This is a genomic window from uncultured Desulfovibrio sp. (assembly GCF_949282365.1).
Lineage (GTDB): Bacteria > Desulfobacterota > Desulfovibrionia > Desulfovibrionales > Desulfovibrionaceae > Desulfovibrio.
Genome location: NZ_CASDOY010000012.1, coordinates 1 through 13,964 on the forward strand (window position 1 = coordinate 1; position 13,964 = coordinate 13,964).

The 13,964-nt window shown below is 62.8% G+C and carries 17 protein-coding genes and 1 tRNA gene; 2 read left to right on the plus strand and 16 right to left on the minus strand.

The annotated features are described in order from the left end of the window. Both Q1X76_RS04420 and Q1X76_RS04425 read left to right on the plus strand, forming a co-directional pair. A partial coding sequence (locus tag Q1X76_RS04420; protein ID WP_300718318.1) for a DUF721 domain-containing protein occupies nucleotides 1–716 on the plus strand: 716 nt, incomplete at its 5' end. A gap of 120 nt (nucleotides 717–836) precedes the next feature. After that, nucleotides 837–1,208 (plus strand): hypothetical protein, encoded by a 372-nt coding sequence (locus Q1X76_RS04425; protein WP_300718319.1) that lies wholly within the window; start codon nucleotides 837–839, stop codon nucleotides 1,206–1,208. 498 nt (nucleotides 1,209–1,706) lie between these two features. Here Q1X76_RS04425 and Q1X76_RS04430 read toward each other — a convergent pair whose 3' ends face one another. The 16 genes from Q1X76_RS04430 to Q1X76_RS04500 form a co-directional block, all read right to left on the minus strand. Next, nucleotides 1,707–2,357 carry a DUF4125 family protein gene (locus tag Q1X76_RS04430; protein WP_300718320.1) on the minus strand — a complete coding sequence of 217 codons (651 nt, stop codon included), beginning with the start codon at nucleotides 2,355–2,357 and terminating at the stop codon, nucleotides 1,707–1,709. 975 nt (nucleotides 2,358–3,332) lie between these two features. After that, nucleotides 3,333–3,503, minus strand: a complete 171-nt coding sequence (locus tag Q1X76_RS10090) for an HGGxSTG domain-containing protein (RefSeq protein ID WP_366140981.1) — start codon at nucleotides 3,501–3,503, stop codon at nucleotides 3,333–3,335. 247 nt (nucleotides 3,504–3,750) lie between these two features. Then, complete coding sequence (locus tag Q1X76_RS04435) at nucleotides 3,751–4,020, minus strand: hypothetical protein (protein WP_300718321.1); 270 nt, start codon at nucleotides 4,018–4,020, stop codon at nucleotides 3,751–3,753. A gap of 19 nt (nucleotides 4,021–4,039) precedes the next feature. After that, nucleotides 4,040–4,504: an ERCC4 domain-containing protein gene (locus tag Q1X76_RS04440; RefSeq protein WP_300718322.1), complete on the minus strand. Its 465-nt coding sequence runs from the start codon at nucleotides 4,502–4,504 to the stop codon at nucleotides 4,040–4,042. Next, nucleotides 4,491–4,796 carry a hypothetical protein gene (locus tag Q1X76_RS04445; protein WP_300718323.1) on the minus strand — a complete coding sequence of 102 codons (306 nt, stop codon included), beginning with the start codon at nucleotides 4,794–4,796 and terminating at the stop codon, nucleotides 4,491–4,493. The genes Q1X76_RS04440 and Q1X76_RS04445 overlap by 14 nt, the downstream gene beginning before the upstream one ends. Nucleotides 4,797–5,070: 274 nt before the next feature. Further along, a complete protein-coding gene (locus tag Q1X76_RS04450; RefSeq protein ID WP_300718324.1) occupies nucleotides 5,071–7,698 on the minus strand; it encodes a DUF927 domain-containing protein in 2,628 nt (875 codons plus the stop codon). Next, the gene (locus Q1X76_RS04455) at nucleotides 7,691–8,002 is read right to left on the minus strand and encodes a hypothetical protein (protein WP_300718325.1); all 312 of its coding nucleotides are present in this window, start codon (nucleotides 8,000–8,002) and stop codon (nucleotides 7,691–7,693) included. Before Q1X76_RS04455 ends, Q1X76_RS04450 begins: the two co-directional genes overlap by 8 nt. Beyond that, nucleotides 7,995–8,531, minus strand: a complete 537-nt coding sequence (locus tag Q1X76_RS04460) for a hypothetical protein (protein WP_300718326.1) — start codon at nucleotides 8,529–8,531, stop codon at nucleotides 7,995–7,997. The genes Q1X76_RS04455 and Q1X76_RS04460 overlap by 8 nt, the downstream gene beginning before the upstream one ends. After that, entirely contained in the window at nucleotides 8,524–9,021 is a 498-nt protein-coding gene (locus Q1X76_RS04465) for a hypothetical protein (protein WP_300718327.1), read from the minus strand. The genes Q1X76_RS04460 and Q1X76_RS04465 overlap by 8 nt, the downstream gene beginning before the upstream one ends. 428 nt (nucleotides 9,022–9,449) lie before the next feature. Beyond that, nucleotides 9,450–9,686: an AlpA family phage regulatory protein gene (locus tag Q1X76_RS04470; protein WP_300718328.1), complete on the minus strand. Its 237-nt coding sequence runs from the start codon at nucleotides 9,684–9,686 to the stop codon at nucleotides 9,450–9,452. A 133-nt stretch (nucleotides 9,687–9,819) separates the two neighbouring features. Continuing rightward, the gene (locus tag Q1X76_RS04475) at nucleotides 9,820–10,782 is read right to left on the minus strand and encodes a hypothetical protein (protein WP_300718329.1); all 963 of its coding nucleotides are present in this window, start codon (nucleotides 10,780–10,782) and stop codon (nucleotides 9,820–9,822) included. A 261-nt stretch (nucleotides 10,783–11,043) separates the two neighbouring features. After that, nucleotides 11,044–11,358 (minus strand): helix-turn-helix domain-containing protein, encoded by a 315-nt coding sequence (locus Q1X76_RS04480; protein ID WP_300718330.1) that lies wholly within the window; start codon nucleotides 11,356–11,358, stop codon nucleotides 11,044–11,046. Further along, on the minus strand, nucleotides 11,355–11,690 hold the full coding sequence (locus Q1X76_RS04485; RefSeq protein ID WP_300718331.1) for a type II toxin-antitoxin system RelE/ParE family toxin: 336 nt from the start codon (nucleotides 11,688–11,690) through the stop codon (nucleotides 11,355–11,357). Before Q1X76_RS04485 ends, Q1X76_RS04480 begins: the two co-directional genes overlap by 4 nt. A gap of 254 nt (nucleotides 11,691–11,944) precedes the next feature. After that, nucleotides 11,945–13,141 carry an integrase arm-type DNA-binding domain-containing protein gene (locus tag Q1X76_RS04490; protein WP_300718332.1) on the minus strand — a complete coding sequence of 399 codons (1,197 nt, stop codon included), beginning with the start codon at nucleotides 13,139–13,141 and terminating at the stop codon, nucleotides 11,945–11,947. A 174-nt stretch (nucleotides 13,142–13,315) separates the two neighbouring features. Then, a tRNA-Ser gene (locus tag Q1X76_RS04495) sits at nucleotides 13,316–13,405 on the minus strand. 222 nt (nucleotides 13,406–13,627) lie between these two features. Next, the gene (locus Q1X76_RS04500; protein WP_006007160.1) at nucleotides 13,628–13,903 is read right to left on the minus strand and encodes an HU family DNA-binding protein; all 276 of its coding nucleotides are present in this window, start codon (nucleotides 13,901–13,903) and stop codon (nucleotides 13,628–13,630) included. Nucleotides 13,904–13,964 lie beyond the last annotated feature (61 nt).

Sequence of the window (13,964 nt, forward strand, 5' to 3'; positions counted from 1 at the left end):
GCTTCGAGGCCGGACTGGAGGCCGGGGAGCGGGACGCCGGGCAGGCCTCGATGGTGGTCCTGCCGCCGCCGCTGGAGAGCGCTGCGGGGCCGTGCGGCAAGGGGCGGGAGAAGGACGGCCGGAGCCGGCGCGGACAGGACGGGAGCGCGGCGGGCGCTGCGCGGGAAAGCGGGCAGGGTCCCCGGCCGCGTGCCTGGAAGACGCGGCGTCGCAGCACGGAACCCGGTCATGAGGCCCGTTTCGGCGACTGGCATGGCCCGGCCCGCACGGGAACGATCCTGGAAAGGGTCTTCATCTCGCTGGGCGCTGCGCCGGAGCAGGCCAAACTGAACCGCCTGTGGCGCGAGTGGGCCGCCGTGCTGGGGCCGGATCTGGCGCCGCTGGCCCGTCCACTGGGCCATCACGGCGACAGGCTGCTCATCGGCGCCGAGGATGCCCTGCTGCTGCAGGAACTCTATTATATGGGGCCGGAGATCGTGCGCCGGGTCAATGCTTTCCTGCGGGAAGACTTCTTCACGGCCGTGAAGGTCTCCCTGATGCTGGACCATCAGGATCTGGACGCGCCCGGTCCGGTGGCGGCGCGGGCCGCCGCGCCTGCGCCGGAGCCCCTGCCCGCGCCTTCGGGGGCCAGTCTGGGGCTCATGGATCCCGAATCCGCCGTGGCGCGCTGTTATGCCCGCTTCCTGGGACTGGAACTGCCGGATCCGCGCCGCTAGTCGTCCTGTGCGGGAACAGGATTGACAAATCTTTCAGCGTGATGCTAGGTTGGAATGGTGTCGCGTCGGCCCTGTTTTGCTGTGGCTGCCGTCGCGCTGCAGCTCGAAGGGGAGGATGCCATGCAGGGTCCGCTGGAAGATATCAGCCTCAGGCACGACAACGGCGAGGACATGCGTTTTCGCGGGCGTCTTTTTTCCGAGTGTTCCTGGTATGATGAAGAGCACGGCATGCTCTGCCGCCAGAAGCTGTATGTGACGGAGGACAGGGACCAGATCTATTACATCATGCGCACCGGGGCGGAAGAACGCAGCCGCCACGCCTACCGTCTCAGGGTGCAGGACGATGTCTGCACCATCGACAACGGCAAGGGCGAGATGCGCATGCCTGTTTCCTTGCTGCTGCTGGCTGTGCGCGCCCTGTGCGGCATGGATGCCCGGAGCGCCGACAGCCTTGCCATGGTGGAAGAAATGCTCAAGGCCGCCAACGCTTAGCCGCCATCCGTTTTTTCCCCGAAAAGAGAGGAAAAGGGATGCTTCTTCGGGAGCATCCCTTTTCGTTTTATGGGCTTGAGCCTGTTGCGCGCCCGGCAGGCGCGCAACGAAAGACCACCCGCCATGCGGGTGGTCTTATGTATGGAGGTGTTGCGCGTCGCATGCGGCCGCTTCCGGCCGCCGGACGGGCCTGCCGCACGCGGGACCGGTACGGGAGGCATACTGGCGGCTGCGGGACAGTGCCCCGGGGCCTCTGCGGCTGTGCGTCCGGCGGTCCCTTCCGGGCAGGCGGGAACAGGGACGCCGTGTCCGCTGCGCCGCCATGCGGGACGGCCAGGGCGGACTCACATCCGTGCGCCTGCCGGGCGGCATTGCCCTGCGCCGGGGCGCGCGGCCCGGGCTTTGCACCGGTCGCGATCCATGCCGCCGAGGGTCCGGGGCTTTGCATGTTCCCGGGACGGCTGCCACACGCGGGCCGCTTCCGGTCCGTGGTCTTGCTCACTGCGGGCCGCCGCCCTGCCCCTGCGCCGCGCGGCGGGCGCTGAAATGCTTTTCCGCGCTCTCGATATCCTCAAAGCCGTACTGCCGCACCTGATGCAGCAGGTTCTGCTCGGCTTCGCTCTCGCCCCGGCGCAGGCGCTCCCGGGTGGCCTGATGGTAGAGGGCGATGGTCCTGGGCGAATAGCTGCGCAGTTCCGCGCGCAGATAGCTCTCCATGGAGACCTGGCCGGGCCGGTCGTCACGGCTGCGCAGGGGGCGGCCCCGGTCGGCCAGGGACGGATAACGCGCATCGAGGGCTTCCTTCCAGGCCACATGCGCGGCCACGATCTCTTCCACCTGCGCCACGGCCGCGGGGTCCAGCGGCGGCAGGCTGTCGGCCAGGCGGGCGTATTCTTCGGGGAAGGTGGATTCCATCATGCGGGCATACTTTTCCGTGACCAGGTTCCGCCCTTCCAGCCGGGCGGAGAGCAGGTCTTCCAGATAGCTGCCCAGCAGCTCGTCGTCCCAGTTGTCCATCTGGCTGGAACGCATGATGCGGAAGGTCTTGGGATCCATCTGGCAGGAGGCCGTGCCGCCCACGTTCCGCACCTTGCTGAACATGTCCCATTCCGCGCTGACGATAGCGTCCACAAGGGTCTTGTGGTCCATAAGCGTCTCCTTGAAAACGGCAAAAGCCCGCTCAGCTCAAGGCTTTGCGGACTTCTACGAACTTTGGTGGACTCTGGTTTGGCGGAGGGGGAGGGATACTAGCTTGAATCATAACATACTGAAAACGCTTGTTTGTGTCGTTCAGTAAAATAGCTCGTACCCCCAAATGTACCCCCAAAAAATTTTGCTGCCCATTTTTGCCCTGCTTGTGGCATGGGCCATGCATACCATCTAGGGGGATTCCCGGCAAGGAGAAAGGGCTTTTTTGAGGTCGCACCCTGCACCATCACCGCAGCCAGCAACCAACGTGCCGGATTACCTGGCTGGCCGGAATCCATTGCAGGTCTCCCCCCCAAATTTGAGGGCGTCAACGTACCGGCGTCGGCTGGCAGAGGGGAAGCACTCCGATGGCTACCTTTCCTGCCCGGCATATGATAGGAAGCAGCAGCCCAAAAGAAGAGACCGGCAAGGGGGAAATTTTCACATAACTCATTGAAATTATTATACATAGTATTTTAGTAAGAAATTGTGGAAGCCTTGTTTTTGAATCCCATTTTGCCGGAAAGTGTAACAGTGCCGTAGCACGATTGAAGGGCATAGATGGGTACGGATACCGTATGCATAGGGTATCCTCTCCCCCTAGCCTGGCTGTCCGTCATGTCCCCTGCCTGTCCTGAAATATCCCGACTGATCCCGGAATGCCCCGCCCTGTCCATCATGGCCCGCAATGGCCCCCAAGAGCCAAGAAAAACAAAAAGCCGGACGCACATGCATCTGGGCCGTTATCGCTTCTCACGACCGCCCCACGGCGTCCATATTGTGAACACCCTTCCCCCTTGCATCCAGGTCTTGCGTTTGCGTTGCACCTTCCCGGATCACAGCCCCCAGCAAGGTTTTCTCTTCCGGCAGGCGTTGCGTTTGCTCCCCGCCGCACAGGCTGTTCTCTGGCCGTTGACCACAACTTTTCTCACCCTCTCATGGGCTTGGCTTTTTCTCCGTCCTACGCTTCCGTTTTGGCCGCCGCCCATTAGCTGCGGAACGCCGCTTGCCTTCCTCTGTCCTCGGCCCTGTGGACAATCCGCCATGCAGGCGGCACCGGCCATTGCCGTACAGGTCTTTCCTTTTGCATGGCGTCCCGGCCCTGATCCTGGCGCCTCATGTCTGGCCCGGCAAGGTACGAGGTGGAGGCAGCGGGGCCTCGCTTTCGTCCTGTGCCGCACACCGGATACCGGCCCACAGATCATCAATGCTTCTTGCTTCCGTCTTGCTTCGTACCGCCTTGCCGTGCATCTTGCCCCCTTCTTTTTTGAGGTCAACACCGTTGACTTGTCGTTGACCTCAGGCCCGGGTCGCCTCCACGCTTGCCGGATGCTCTGGGCTTCGTCCCGGCTGTCTAGTTCACCGTGTCCGGCATAGGTGGGACATGTACGGGCACGACTTCAAAGTTGGGGGTGCCCATCATCCCAACGGCCTTTTCCCGGCTCATCTCCAGCGCCTTCACAGCGCCATCCAGGTCATAAGCATAGGGCTCTTTCCGCCATGCTTCGGCCACCATTTCAACCACCATGCAGGCTGCTTGGTAGCCCTCCTGAAAGCCTTGGGCATAACCGGCATGGGCGGCGTCCTTGATCGATGCCGCAAGCGCTGTCTTGTCCTTTTCCATATGGAGACTCCTTTGGATGTCAGGCCGCGTCATGGGCCTTCACGATGGCGGCCCAGCGTTTCCGGGCCCCTTCCAGGTATTGCCGCAGGAAGCCCCAGGCCGTGTACTCCGCCGCGGCCCGGCTCCCGGAAAAGAAGAAGGGCAGGCGGTACCGCCCGGCGAAGGCCAGCACGCTCTGGCAGGCCGCATGCGGGTTCAGCCTGCTGCGGTACTGCCCGCCTGCCAGATCGGCCCAGCTCGCCTCCACCACCACACAGAAAGCGTCCAGGGCGGCGCTGCGGGCCAGCTCCCGTTCAAAGCGTTCCCGCTCCCGTCCCAGACAGGCCACCAGATCGGAAAGCTCCTTGCGTTCCACCGCCACCTTGTCCGCCAGTCCGGCAAGGGAATAGTCGCCCACGCTCAGGGTGCCCACTTCCACCGTCACGCCTTCATAGCGCGGCCCCCGGAAGGGAAAGGGAGCCTGCTCCCGGCTATCCACTATCACGCGCACCGCTGCCCTCCTTTGCTACTTCTCTCCAATTGGCCAGCCACACCTGCCGGGGCAGATGCTCCAAAGCCAGATCATGCAGCAGGGCTTCCAGGTTCTCCCGGGCAAAGCGCAGTGCGGCCTCTTTTTCGGAGCGCAGCAGCCCCGCTGCCGGATAGAGGACAAGACCGCTCCCGTCTTCGACAGGCAGGGCGTCCACCTTGTGGACTTCGTTCAGCTCGTGCAGCACCGGCCAGGGGTGGGGATGTCCCGCCGTGGCAGCCTGTTGAAGGTGGCGAAGATCAAGCATGGTTCCCCCTTGCCGTCACCTGGCTATCCGTTTCGTGGTGTTCTTCGTGTTCCTCGTGTTCCGAGCGTTGGCAGACAAGGCTTTGCGGGCGGAACACGAACAAAACACGTTTGTGTTCTTCGTGTTCCTGGTGTTCCTCGTGCTGCGACGGGAACACCTTCGTGTTCCGGAACACGAAGACGTTTTTCTTCGTGTTCTCCGTAAACCCTTGTGGCTGTAAGGCGGGAACACAAAGAACACGAAGAACACGTTTTTTTGATATGGGCATACAGGGCTAGAGGCATTCATCAGGGAGCACCACGACATAGACACGCTTCTTGCCCAATTCGGGAAGCGTTCTTACGGCAGACGACTTGTCATCGGAACGGCGCAGCCATCCGGCATCCGCCAGCACACGAGCAGCCCTGCGCACGGAATATCCTTTGGCCACTTCGGCCCCGAAGGATTCCGGCAGGATCAGATATTCCGTCCGCCCGTCCGCGTCCTTTTGCCGGAAGCCCACACGCCCTATGCAGGTGGTGGCGTTGCTGTCCATGTCCTGGAAGCGGCTTGCCCCGTGCTGCTCGATGAACAGGCGTACCGCGGCAAGGATGGCCGCATCTTCCGAAGCCCCGGCCCCGCCGCGGGCGGCCAGCCAGTCCGTGAAGCACTGTTCGGCGTAGGTCACAGCCTGGAAATAGTCCGGCAGAATAGCGGCTTGTCGTGCCACCTCTCCTGCCACGGCACAGAGGGCGAATCGCTGGGCCACGCGCCGCACCTGCCCGTCGGCCTCGGCAGGGCAAAAGCGATCCACCAGGGAATCCAGCGTAGGGCGGAGCTGTTCCATCAGTGTGGGCATCTCCCGGATCAGGTAGTGCAGGAAGGCCCGTCCGGCATGGCCGTAGTGCTGTCCTGACAATTCCTTGAGGCGGTTCACTACGGCCCCGGCAGAGGGGAGGCCGTGAAGGTCTGTCAGCATGGCTTTGTCCACAGGCAGGCCCACGAAGCGCACTTCCTGCCCGCCCCGGGACTTCATGCCGTTTTCAGCCAGCTTGTCCGCAAGGCCCAGCTCGCCGGATGACAGGAAGAGCAGTTGCCAGATGTGTGAGCGGCGCAAATTGCCGTCGCGTCCGGAGCGGGACTTGCCGGAACCGTTGGCCAGCATATAGGCCGCCTCACTCAGCACGCGGGCATTGACCTGGCCCACTTCGTCCAGGATGAGCAGACCGTCATTGTGCAGCGCCGCCACGCCTTCCAGGGCGTTGTCCGTGACGCGCCAGCTTTTGACATGGGCAGGGCCGCCCCAGACGGATGCCGCCACCTGCAGGGCCGTCGTCTTGCCGGAAGAGCTGCCGCCCTCAAAGGAGAAGCCGCCGCCCTCCATCCCTGCCAGACGCAGCAGTGGCCCGGCAAAAGCGATGCAGAGGGCAAAGGAAAGACGCACGTTCCCGGCACACAGCTTCGCGATCTCCTGCCAGCCTTCCAGCGTGCCGGCAGTGCCGTAGAGGCCGGTGTGGTAGGCGGATTGCAGCACCACGCTTTCCCCCTGCGTGGCGCCGAAGACGGCATCCGGCAGGACGTAGACCGATTCATGCCAGCCCACGCGGGGCACGCAGCGGATGCGGCGTACAGGCCGCACACTGGCAAGGAAGGCAGCCAGTCTGGCGCGAGTGCCGGGCACGCCGAACCAGCCCCCAGACGCCAGCGTGCCGAACCACTCTCCACCCTGCCGGTTGAGCAGTTCCACAGGCATGGCCCAACGGTGGAGCCGTCCGTCCGGATCGTTCCACTCCAGCATCAGGCCCCACTCGTTGCCGTCGGCGTCGCGGGTCATGCCTCGTACAAAGAGCGGTGGGCCCAGGCGGATGTCATTGCTTTCCCCGTCCGCCTTGAGCTCCTGCTTGTACAGCCCGGCACGCTTCCCCTCGGCCACCATAAAGAAACCTTCCGGCATGGGGCAGGCGTCGTCCTGCTGGCGGGTCTTCTCTACCACCCTGCGCACGGCCTCAAGGCTGCGGGCCGTGTGCAGGTCATTGAAGTCCGCCTTTGCGCCATCCAGGGCAGGGCAGACGGCCAGCTTGGCACCAATGGCCTGTGCGGCTTTGGTAGCCGCCTCCACGCCGGGGTTCCATGCCTTGCCCTCCTTCATGGTCTCGCAATCATTGTCAGCGCAGAGGATGATCTCCCTGTCGGGATACTTGTCCCGGGCCATGCGGGCCACGGCCTCAAGGTTTCCCGCATTGAAGGCCACAAGGCAGGCGTGGCCCGTGGCAAGGTGCAGGCTTGCGGCGGTGGCGTATCCTTCCGCTATGAGCAGGGGGCCGTCCTTGGTTCCGTCCTTTGCCGGAATGGGGAAGTAGCCGCCCGCCGTTTTGCCGCCCTTTAGAAAGAGCTTGTCCGGCCCGTCAGCGGGCTTTTCCGGCAGGATGCTTTGCAGGCTCACCAGCGTGCCGGAAGCATCCAGCACAGGCAGCAACAGTTCTACAATGCCCTGACATTCCCGCTGCCGGATGCCACCAAGAGCAGGGACACCTTTCCGTTGCAAGTAAGGGTGTGCATCCGATGCGCTTCCCGCTCTTTTCCAGATGGCCCGGGCCAGCTTGGCAGACGCGGCCCAGCGTGTGGCCTGTTCTTCTTCGGCAGCTTTCCGGGCAGCGGCGATGCGTTCCCGCAGGGCCTTGCGCTCGGCAGGGGACAGGTCTTTGGCCGGTCTGGTAGACCGCGATCCTTCATCACCGGTGATCCAGTTCTTCCACCAGCAGCAGGCCGGATCATCCAGGTGGATACGGTAGGCCCCGTCCTTGCCGCGGGGCTTGTCCGTGGTGCCGCAGCGGTGCAGCCCGCCGTCCGCCTGGACGTGTTCCACCAGCAGCCCGGCAGCCCGCAGGCTCTCTTCAAAGGCGCTCAGGATGTCACTATTCATGGTCGCCTCCTTCCCGCTCGGGATCCCACAGCGGGGGCAGGTCGCGCTCATGCGGCAGCCCGGCAAGGGGGAAGGAGAGCTCCCCGCCGGCAATGGCGATCTTGTCCAGGAGCAGGTCGAAGCAGAGGGCAAGGCCCACATTGCTATCATCAGAGGGCAGGCTACCGGCATCCTGAGAAAGCATGTCGCCCACGACGTTGCGCAGGAAGCTGGCAAGGTGGGCAGCGTCTTCAAGAGCACTGTTGGGGGAAACGTGCCGCAGGCTCCGGGGGATGCTGGAAGAGCGGGCGCAGTAGTTACGCATGGCGCACCTCCTGCTGATCCAGACCACGAGCCAGCCGCAGCAGGCCCAGGGCCATGCCGGTTCCCCGGTCTTTGGTCGCCACCAGCTCGCGGTCCAGGGCGGCCAGTTCACCGGTCAGAGCATCTACCAGCAGGCCGTCCGCATTGCCCGGCAGGGAAAGACGCTCCCGGATCAGGGGCAACAGCTCCCCGGCCACGGCCCGCACACCGCGCAGGGCCTCCCGGTATTCGTGCAGGGCATGGGCCGCCGCTTGCAGGTCATCCAGGGCGGCCTGTGCCTGCCGCTCAAGTTTGCCGCGTGCATCCGGCAAGGAGCGCCGGGCGCACCAGTTCAGCACATGCCGGAAGCTGGAGGCGGGCAACTGGCGCAGGGAGGCGGCCCCCCATTCCTCCAGCAGTTCATCAAGAAGCATCTCATGGCGGGCCGCCTGTCCTTCGCCGCAAGGATTGCCGGCAGCGGCGGCGGTCAGGGCCGCCTTGACGGCGGACAGCTGGTCTTCGGTCATCAGGGCAGGGAGGGGACTACGCATGGCGCACCTCCACCACGGTCAGGACATGGCCGAGCATGGCCCAGCGCACACGGGCCGACGTGGACAACGACGTGCCCAGCAGGGCCACAAGGGCGGCAGTTTCACCGGCACGGGCCAGCTTGCGAAGAAGGAAGGACAGGGACGCACGGCCACCGCAGGACGCGGCGCGGAAAAGGGGGATGGAATGTATGAAGCACCTGACTTGTTTGGGGTTTTGAAGGCGAAAAAAAAGACGGGACACCCTCCCCGGCCAGTCAGAGGCCGCCAGTCCTCGCGGATACTGGAGGTGTCCCGTCAATATGGAGCACCGCTCACAGGATACACCTGTAGCGGGAATGCTGACGAAACAAAAAAGACCGCTCTTTTCCTGCATGTGGGGCATGCGGAAGGCGTCGGTTACGCCTCTGACTGTTTGGGGAAGTTCAGTCTGCCCCAGACAGCGGGCGCGCGTCAAGGGGCGCAGACGTTCAGCGGTGTTGCTATGCAGCATGGCAGCCATCCTTCACCTTGAAGCCGGGGCAGAGGACAGGCCAGCCGCGCCCGTCCGGCAGATAATGGGAGCGGCATCCCACAAGGCCGATGATGGCGGCCCGGAAGGACGGCACGATGCCATGCGTGCGGACACGGCAGAGCCAGCTTTGACGGGGGGACGGGTTCGGATCGCCCCAGGCCTCTCCCCACTTGCCGGGCGCGAACAGGTCACACCCCCCGGCGGCGGTGCGGAGCTTTTCGCCGGACAGCATGCACAACAAACGGTCACGGCCGGAAGCCAGGGCCACGCGGCGGAAAAACTGGCAGCGGTCGCAGCTTTCAGGTTGCGAGGGGCGGGGCGGTGTGGCATGATGGGGACAAGCAAGATCCCTCACCTTGCCGCCTTTTTGATTTGCCCCCACCGCCGCCAAGCTGGGGGCTTTTTTATTACGCATTGGCGGCCCCCTCACCGGCATTGAGACGGTCGATCAGGGCGCGCACATCTTCCACACGATAGCCGCGGGCACGCTTGCCCAGAGCCACGGGCCGGGGGAACAGCCCGGACTTTACACCGTCGTACCAGGCAGTCCGGCAGACAGGCACGAACCGCAGCACGTCGGCCAGGCGCAGGAATCCAGTTTCCGGCAGGGTAGGTCTGGGGGAGCTTTGAACGGTAGCGGACATGAAAAAACCTCCTTGCAGCTTGATGCATTTGCAAGGAGGTTAGCGCACCGTGCGGTGTGGTAAGCAAGCGGGGTAAGGCGTGGTATTTTCGTCTGTGAGGTGTGGTATTTTTCCCGGGAAGGTGGGGTAAGGTCTACCACGGTAAGGTTTTAGTGCTGCCGTTGAACAGGTTCTTGCCGTACTGCTGCCAGTCTGTAATGTTTCCTTGAGGATGCATCAGGCCGCCAATCATAGCCCAAGAGGCCCCGGCACCCTTCAAGCAGGCCGCCGTCTCCTGGGGAGTCTTGCCCTCCTTCCAGCACTGCTCTATTACGGCAATCAGGCCGTACCACTTCAAGCCTTGGCCTTCACCCTGCCGGGCCTGTTCCAGCTCTGCTCTGGTCTTCTCCAGCTCAGCTTGCAAGGCGGCCTTCTCTTGCCGGGCCTGTTCCAGCTCAGCTTTTAGGACGGCTTCCCGTTCGGCAATGGGAGAGGCTTTTCCCCGCAGGGCGGTTGCCGTGTCGCCCTCCTCTCCACCAGCTGCCTTGCCTCTGCCGCCCATCGCTTTCTGCCAGTTTAGCCAGTCAAGAACGTGAAAGGTAAAATTTTCATCTTGCAAGTCTTTTGTAGTAAAAAATGGGCCATCAGGGTAAAGCTCTTCGCTATGTTTCCTGAATCCTTCTTCCCATGAGCAGACAGGACCCTGGCCGCTGTTCATGAAGTCAATGAAGTGCATCGGACTCATTTTCAGCCACCGGCGCACGATATCGGCGGGGATATTCTCCCCATATTCCTTCATGATCTCCGCCTCTGGGTGGGCAGGCTCCCAGAGAACTTCAGGATGCTCCTTTTCATAGGCCGCCACATCCTCAGGGCGCATAAAGACATTTTCCGTATCATACCATTCTTTAGAAAAATCGATACACCATATGCTGGAGAGCAGCGAACAAAAGTGAACTTCCTTTCCGTCTGTGGGGCGTATTCTACTGTCAATACGAGCAAAAAAGGATATACCATTCCTTTCGGCAACTCCGTTCAGGAATCCGGCGCTCTTGTGCCAACGATGAAGGATGTCATCCACTGCAACGATCTGTTCAAGTACTACAGTCTTGTCCATATTCGTACCTTGCTGGGCACTCTCTTTTGATCCCCCAGGCAGGGCGGCAAGGGTTCCGCCTTTTCGGCATGGGTAGCTAGTCCATGCCTAGCCGGGGAAAAGCCATTGGCTCCCACCTCGTGGCCCACGGCTTCACCTGGTGAAGCATAGTGGGCTATGGCTTCCGGCAGGGAGAGGAGCAGGCCGTCCTGGCACCCCGCTGCTTCCCATCCAGGACAGGCCAGCCACATATGCCGGAGATTGCGCCTCCGGGCCGTGCGGTCATGCCTCGCACAGGGCCCGCCGCACCACGTCAGGGGCGACTTCGATGACACGCAGATAAGCCCGTGCTGCCGGATCGGGCTGTCTCCTGCCCTGTTCCCAGTTGCGAAGGGTATAGAGGGACAGGCCAAAGGCCGCCGCGAATACGGTCTGGGAGAGGCCCAGCTTTTGCCGGATGGCCTTCACGTCCACCCGTTCGGGAGCACTGGCCGGGGGGAAGTCATGCACGCCGTATTGCGCCCTGTCCGCCGTCCCGTCCATGTAGCCCACAGCTTCGGTCAGACCGGTGATGATTTCTTGTCCTATCGTGCTCATGGCTTTTGCCTCCCATATGCCGCAAGCAGCGCCGTCAGGCGGCGCATATCGTTCTTCTCGTCTTGCGTCAGATTCGCTTTTTCGTTCTTCCCGTATATCAGCAGGGCAAACAGGGGAATGCGCTCGGAATGAAAGTAGTAGATCACCCTGTAGCCGCCGCTCTTGCCTTCTCCTTCTCTTGCCCACCGCAGCTTGCGAACGCCGCCCGTGCCTTCCATGACCTTTCCGCTGTCGGGATGTTCGGCAAGGTAGGCCACCAGGTCGGCGCGTTCCGTTTCAGAAAGCAGGCCCTTGGCCCTGCGCAAAAAGGAAGGCGTTTCAACGACGGTCATAGGTGGTGTGTGCATGGTTCTATTGTAAGTCATTGGCTTATAACGTCAAGAGGCAAGCCTCCGGCAAGGGAGGTGGCCTCAGCCTTTGCCGCAGGCCGCAGGGAACACGAGAACACGAAGGAACACGAAGCATTCTTAAAGGTGTTCCGCCCGCAAACCCTTGTGGCTGTAAGGCGGGAACACGAAGAACACCAGGAACACCAAAAACGGATAAACTAAGGGGAGGTGCCGGCAGGGCAGGGAGCATGATCTGTCTATGCCCCTTCTCCGGCCCGCAGGCTGTCCAGGTAGTCCGCCCACTCCTGCATCATGCGGCGGCGCTCCTCCACATACTGGGCGCGGTTGTAGGCATCCCGCACGCTGTTCTTTTCGGCATGGGCAAGCTGGGCCTCGATCACGTCAGGACGGTAGCCCATCTCGTTCAGCCGGGTAGAAGCCATGCTGCGGAAGCCGTGGACGGTCATTTCATCCCGGCCATAGCCCAGACGGCGCAGGGCATTGAGCAGACCAACATCCGATATGCAGCGCGTGGCGGAAGCCGTACCGGGGAAGACAAGCTCCCTGTTGCCGGTGATGGCGTGCAGGGCGCGGAACATCTTCACCACCTGCCGGGCAAGCGGGACAAGGTGGGGCCGCCGCATCTTCATGCGTTCGGCAGGTATCAGCCATTCCGCCTTGTCCAGGTCGATTTCCGCCCAGGTGGCCCGCCGCAGCTCGCTGGAGCGGACAAAGACATACGGCATGATCTTCAAGGCAAAGGAGACGGACACGTCCCCCGGATAGTCGTCTATGGCCCGGAGCAGAGCGCCGATATCCTGCGGCTCGGTGATGGCGGCATGGTGGCGCACCGGCTTTGTGGTCAGGGCTTCGGTCAGGTGGCTTGCCGGATCGGCGACGATCATCCCGGCAAGGCGTGCGTAGCGCGTCACCTGTCCGCATATCTGGGCAAGGCGGCGGGCTGTCTCCAGGTGGCCTTGCCGCTCCACCTTGCTTAGCACAGCCAGAAAGTCCGGCGCCCCCAGTTCGGCAATGGGTCTGCTGCCAAGATCAGGAAAGGCCAGGGTCTCCAGCCGCCGGATGATCTGCCGGGCATGGTTGGGCGTCCAGCCCGCCAGCTTCTTCTTGTGCCATTCCCGCGCCACCACTTCAAAGGTAAGGCTCCTGGCGATGGCTTCCGCCTTGGCGGCCTTGCGTGCGGCGCAAGGGTCCACGCCGCGGGCGATCATTTCCTTTGCCGTGACCGCCCGGGCCCGCGCCTCCTTGAGGGAAACGGCAGGATAGGTGCCGATGGCAAAGAGACGTTCCTTCCCCTCAAAGCGGTACTTGAGGCGCCAGAGCTTGCCGCCGCCTGGGTTGACCAGCACATACAGCCCGTCACCATCCGCCACCTTGTAGGGTTTTTCCCTGGGCTTCGCCGTCCTCACAGCGGTATCCGTCAGTTTCTTGGCCATTGGGGGTACTCCTGACTTTCAAAGGGGTATGTTTTTCTCAGTACCCCACAAAAGTACCCCCATATTTCGCGGCTGTCTATGAACCTTGGCGGATTTCAACGAACCTCAAAAACGAAGAAAGCCCGCTCAGCTCAAGGCTTTGCGGACTTCTACGAACTTTGGTGGACTCTGGTTTGGCGGAGGGGGAGGGATTTGAACCCCCGGAAGGCGTGGACCTTCAGCGGTTTTCAAGACCGCCGCAATCAACCACTCTGCCACCCCTCCGTCCGGGGCAGGTCGCGTTCCATGCCGCGCGGCCACGCTGGCCGGGGCATGCGCTTCGTCTGCCTGTCTGCCGCCGGGGCCTGCCTTGCGGCTGTCCGCCCGAAACGGCCAGTGCAGCATAGCAGGTTTGTGTCCGAAGCGCAAAGGGGGCGGCGGCAGCCCGCGGGCACAAAAAAAGCGGCGCCCCCCAGGGGGAACGCCGCCGCATCGCTGAGCGAAATCTTACTTGATGGCGTCCTTCAGGCCCTTGCCGGGGGTGAACTTGGCAACCTTGCTGGCGGGGATGGTGATCTCCTTGCCGGTGCGGGGATTGCGGCCCTTGCGGGCGGCGCGTTCCACGACCTTGAAGCTGCCGAAACCGGTGAAGGTCACGGATTCGCCGGAAGCGAGGGCTTCCCGCAGGGCAGCCACAACGGCGTCGAGGGCTTCTTCGGCCTTGGCCTTGGTGGGCAGGCCGGCCTTGGCATGGATCTTTTCAACAAGCTCAGCTTTGGTCATAGGTACACTCCAAAAAAAGAGTTTCGGGTTTCAAGTATGTAGGCCAGACAGGGCTTGCATA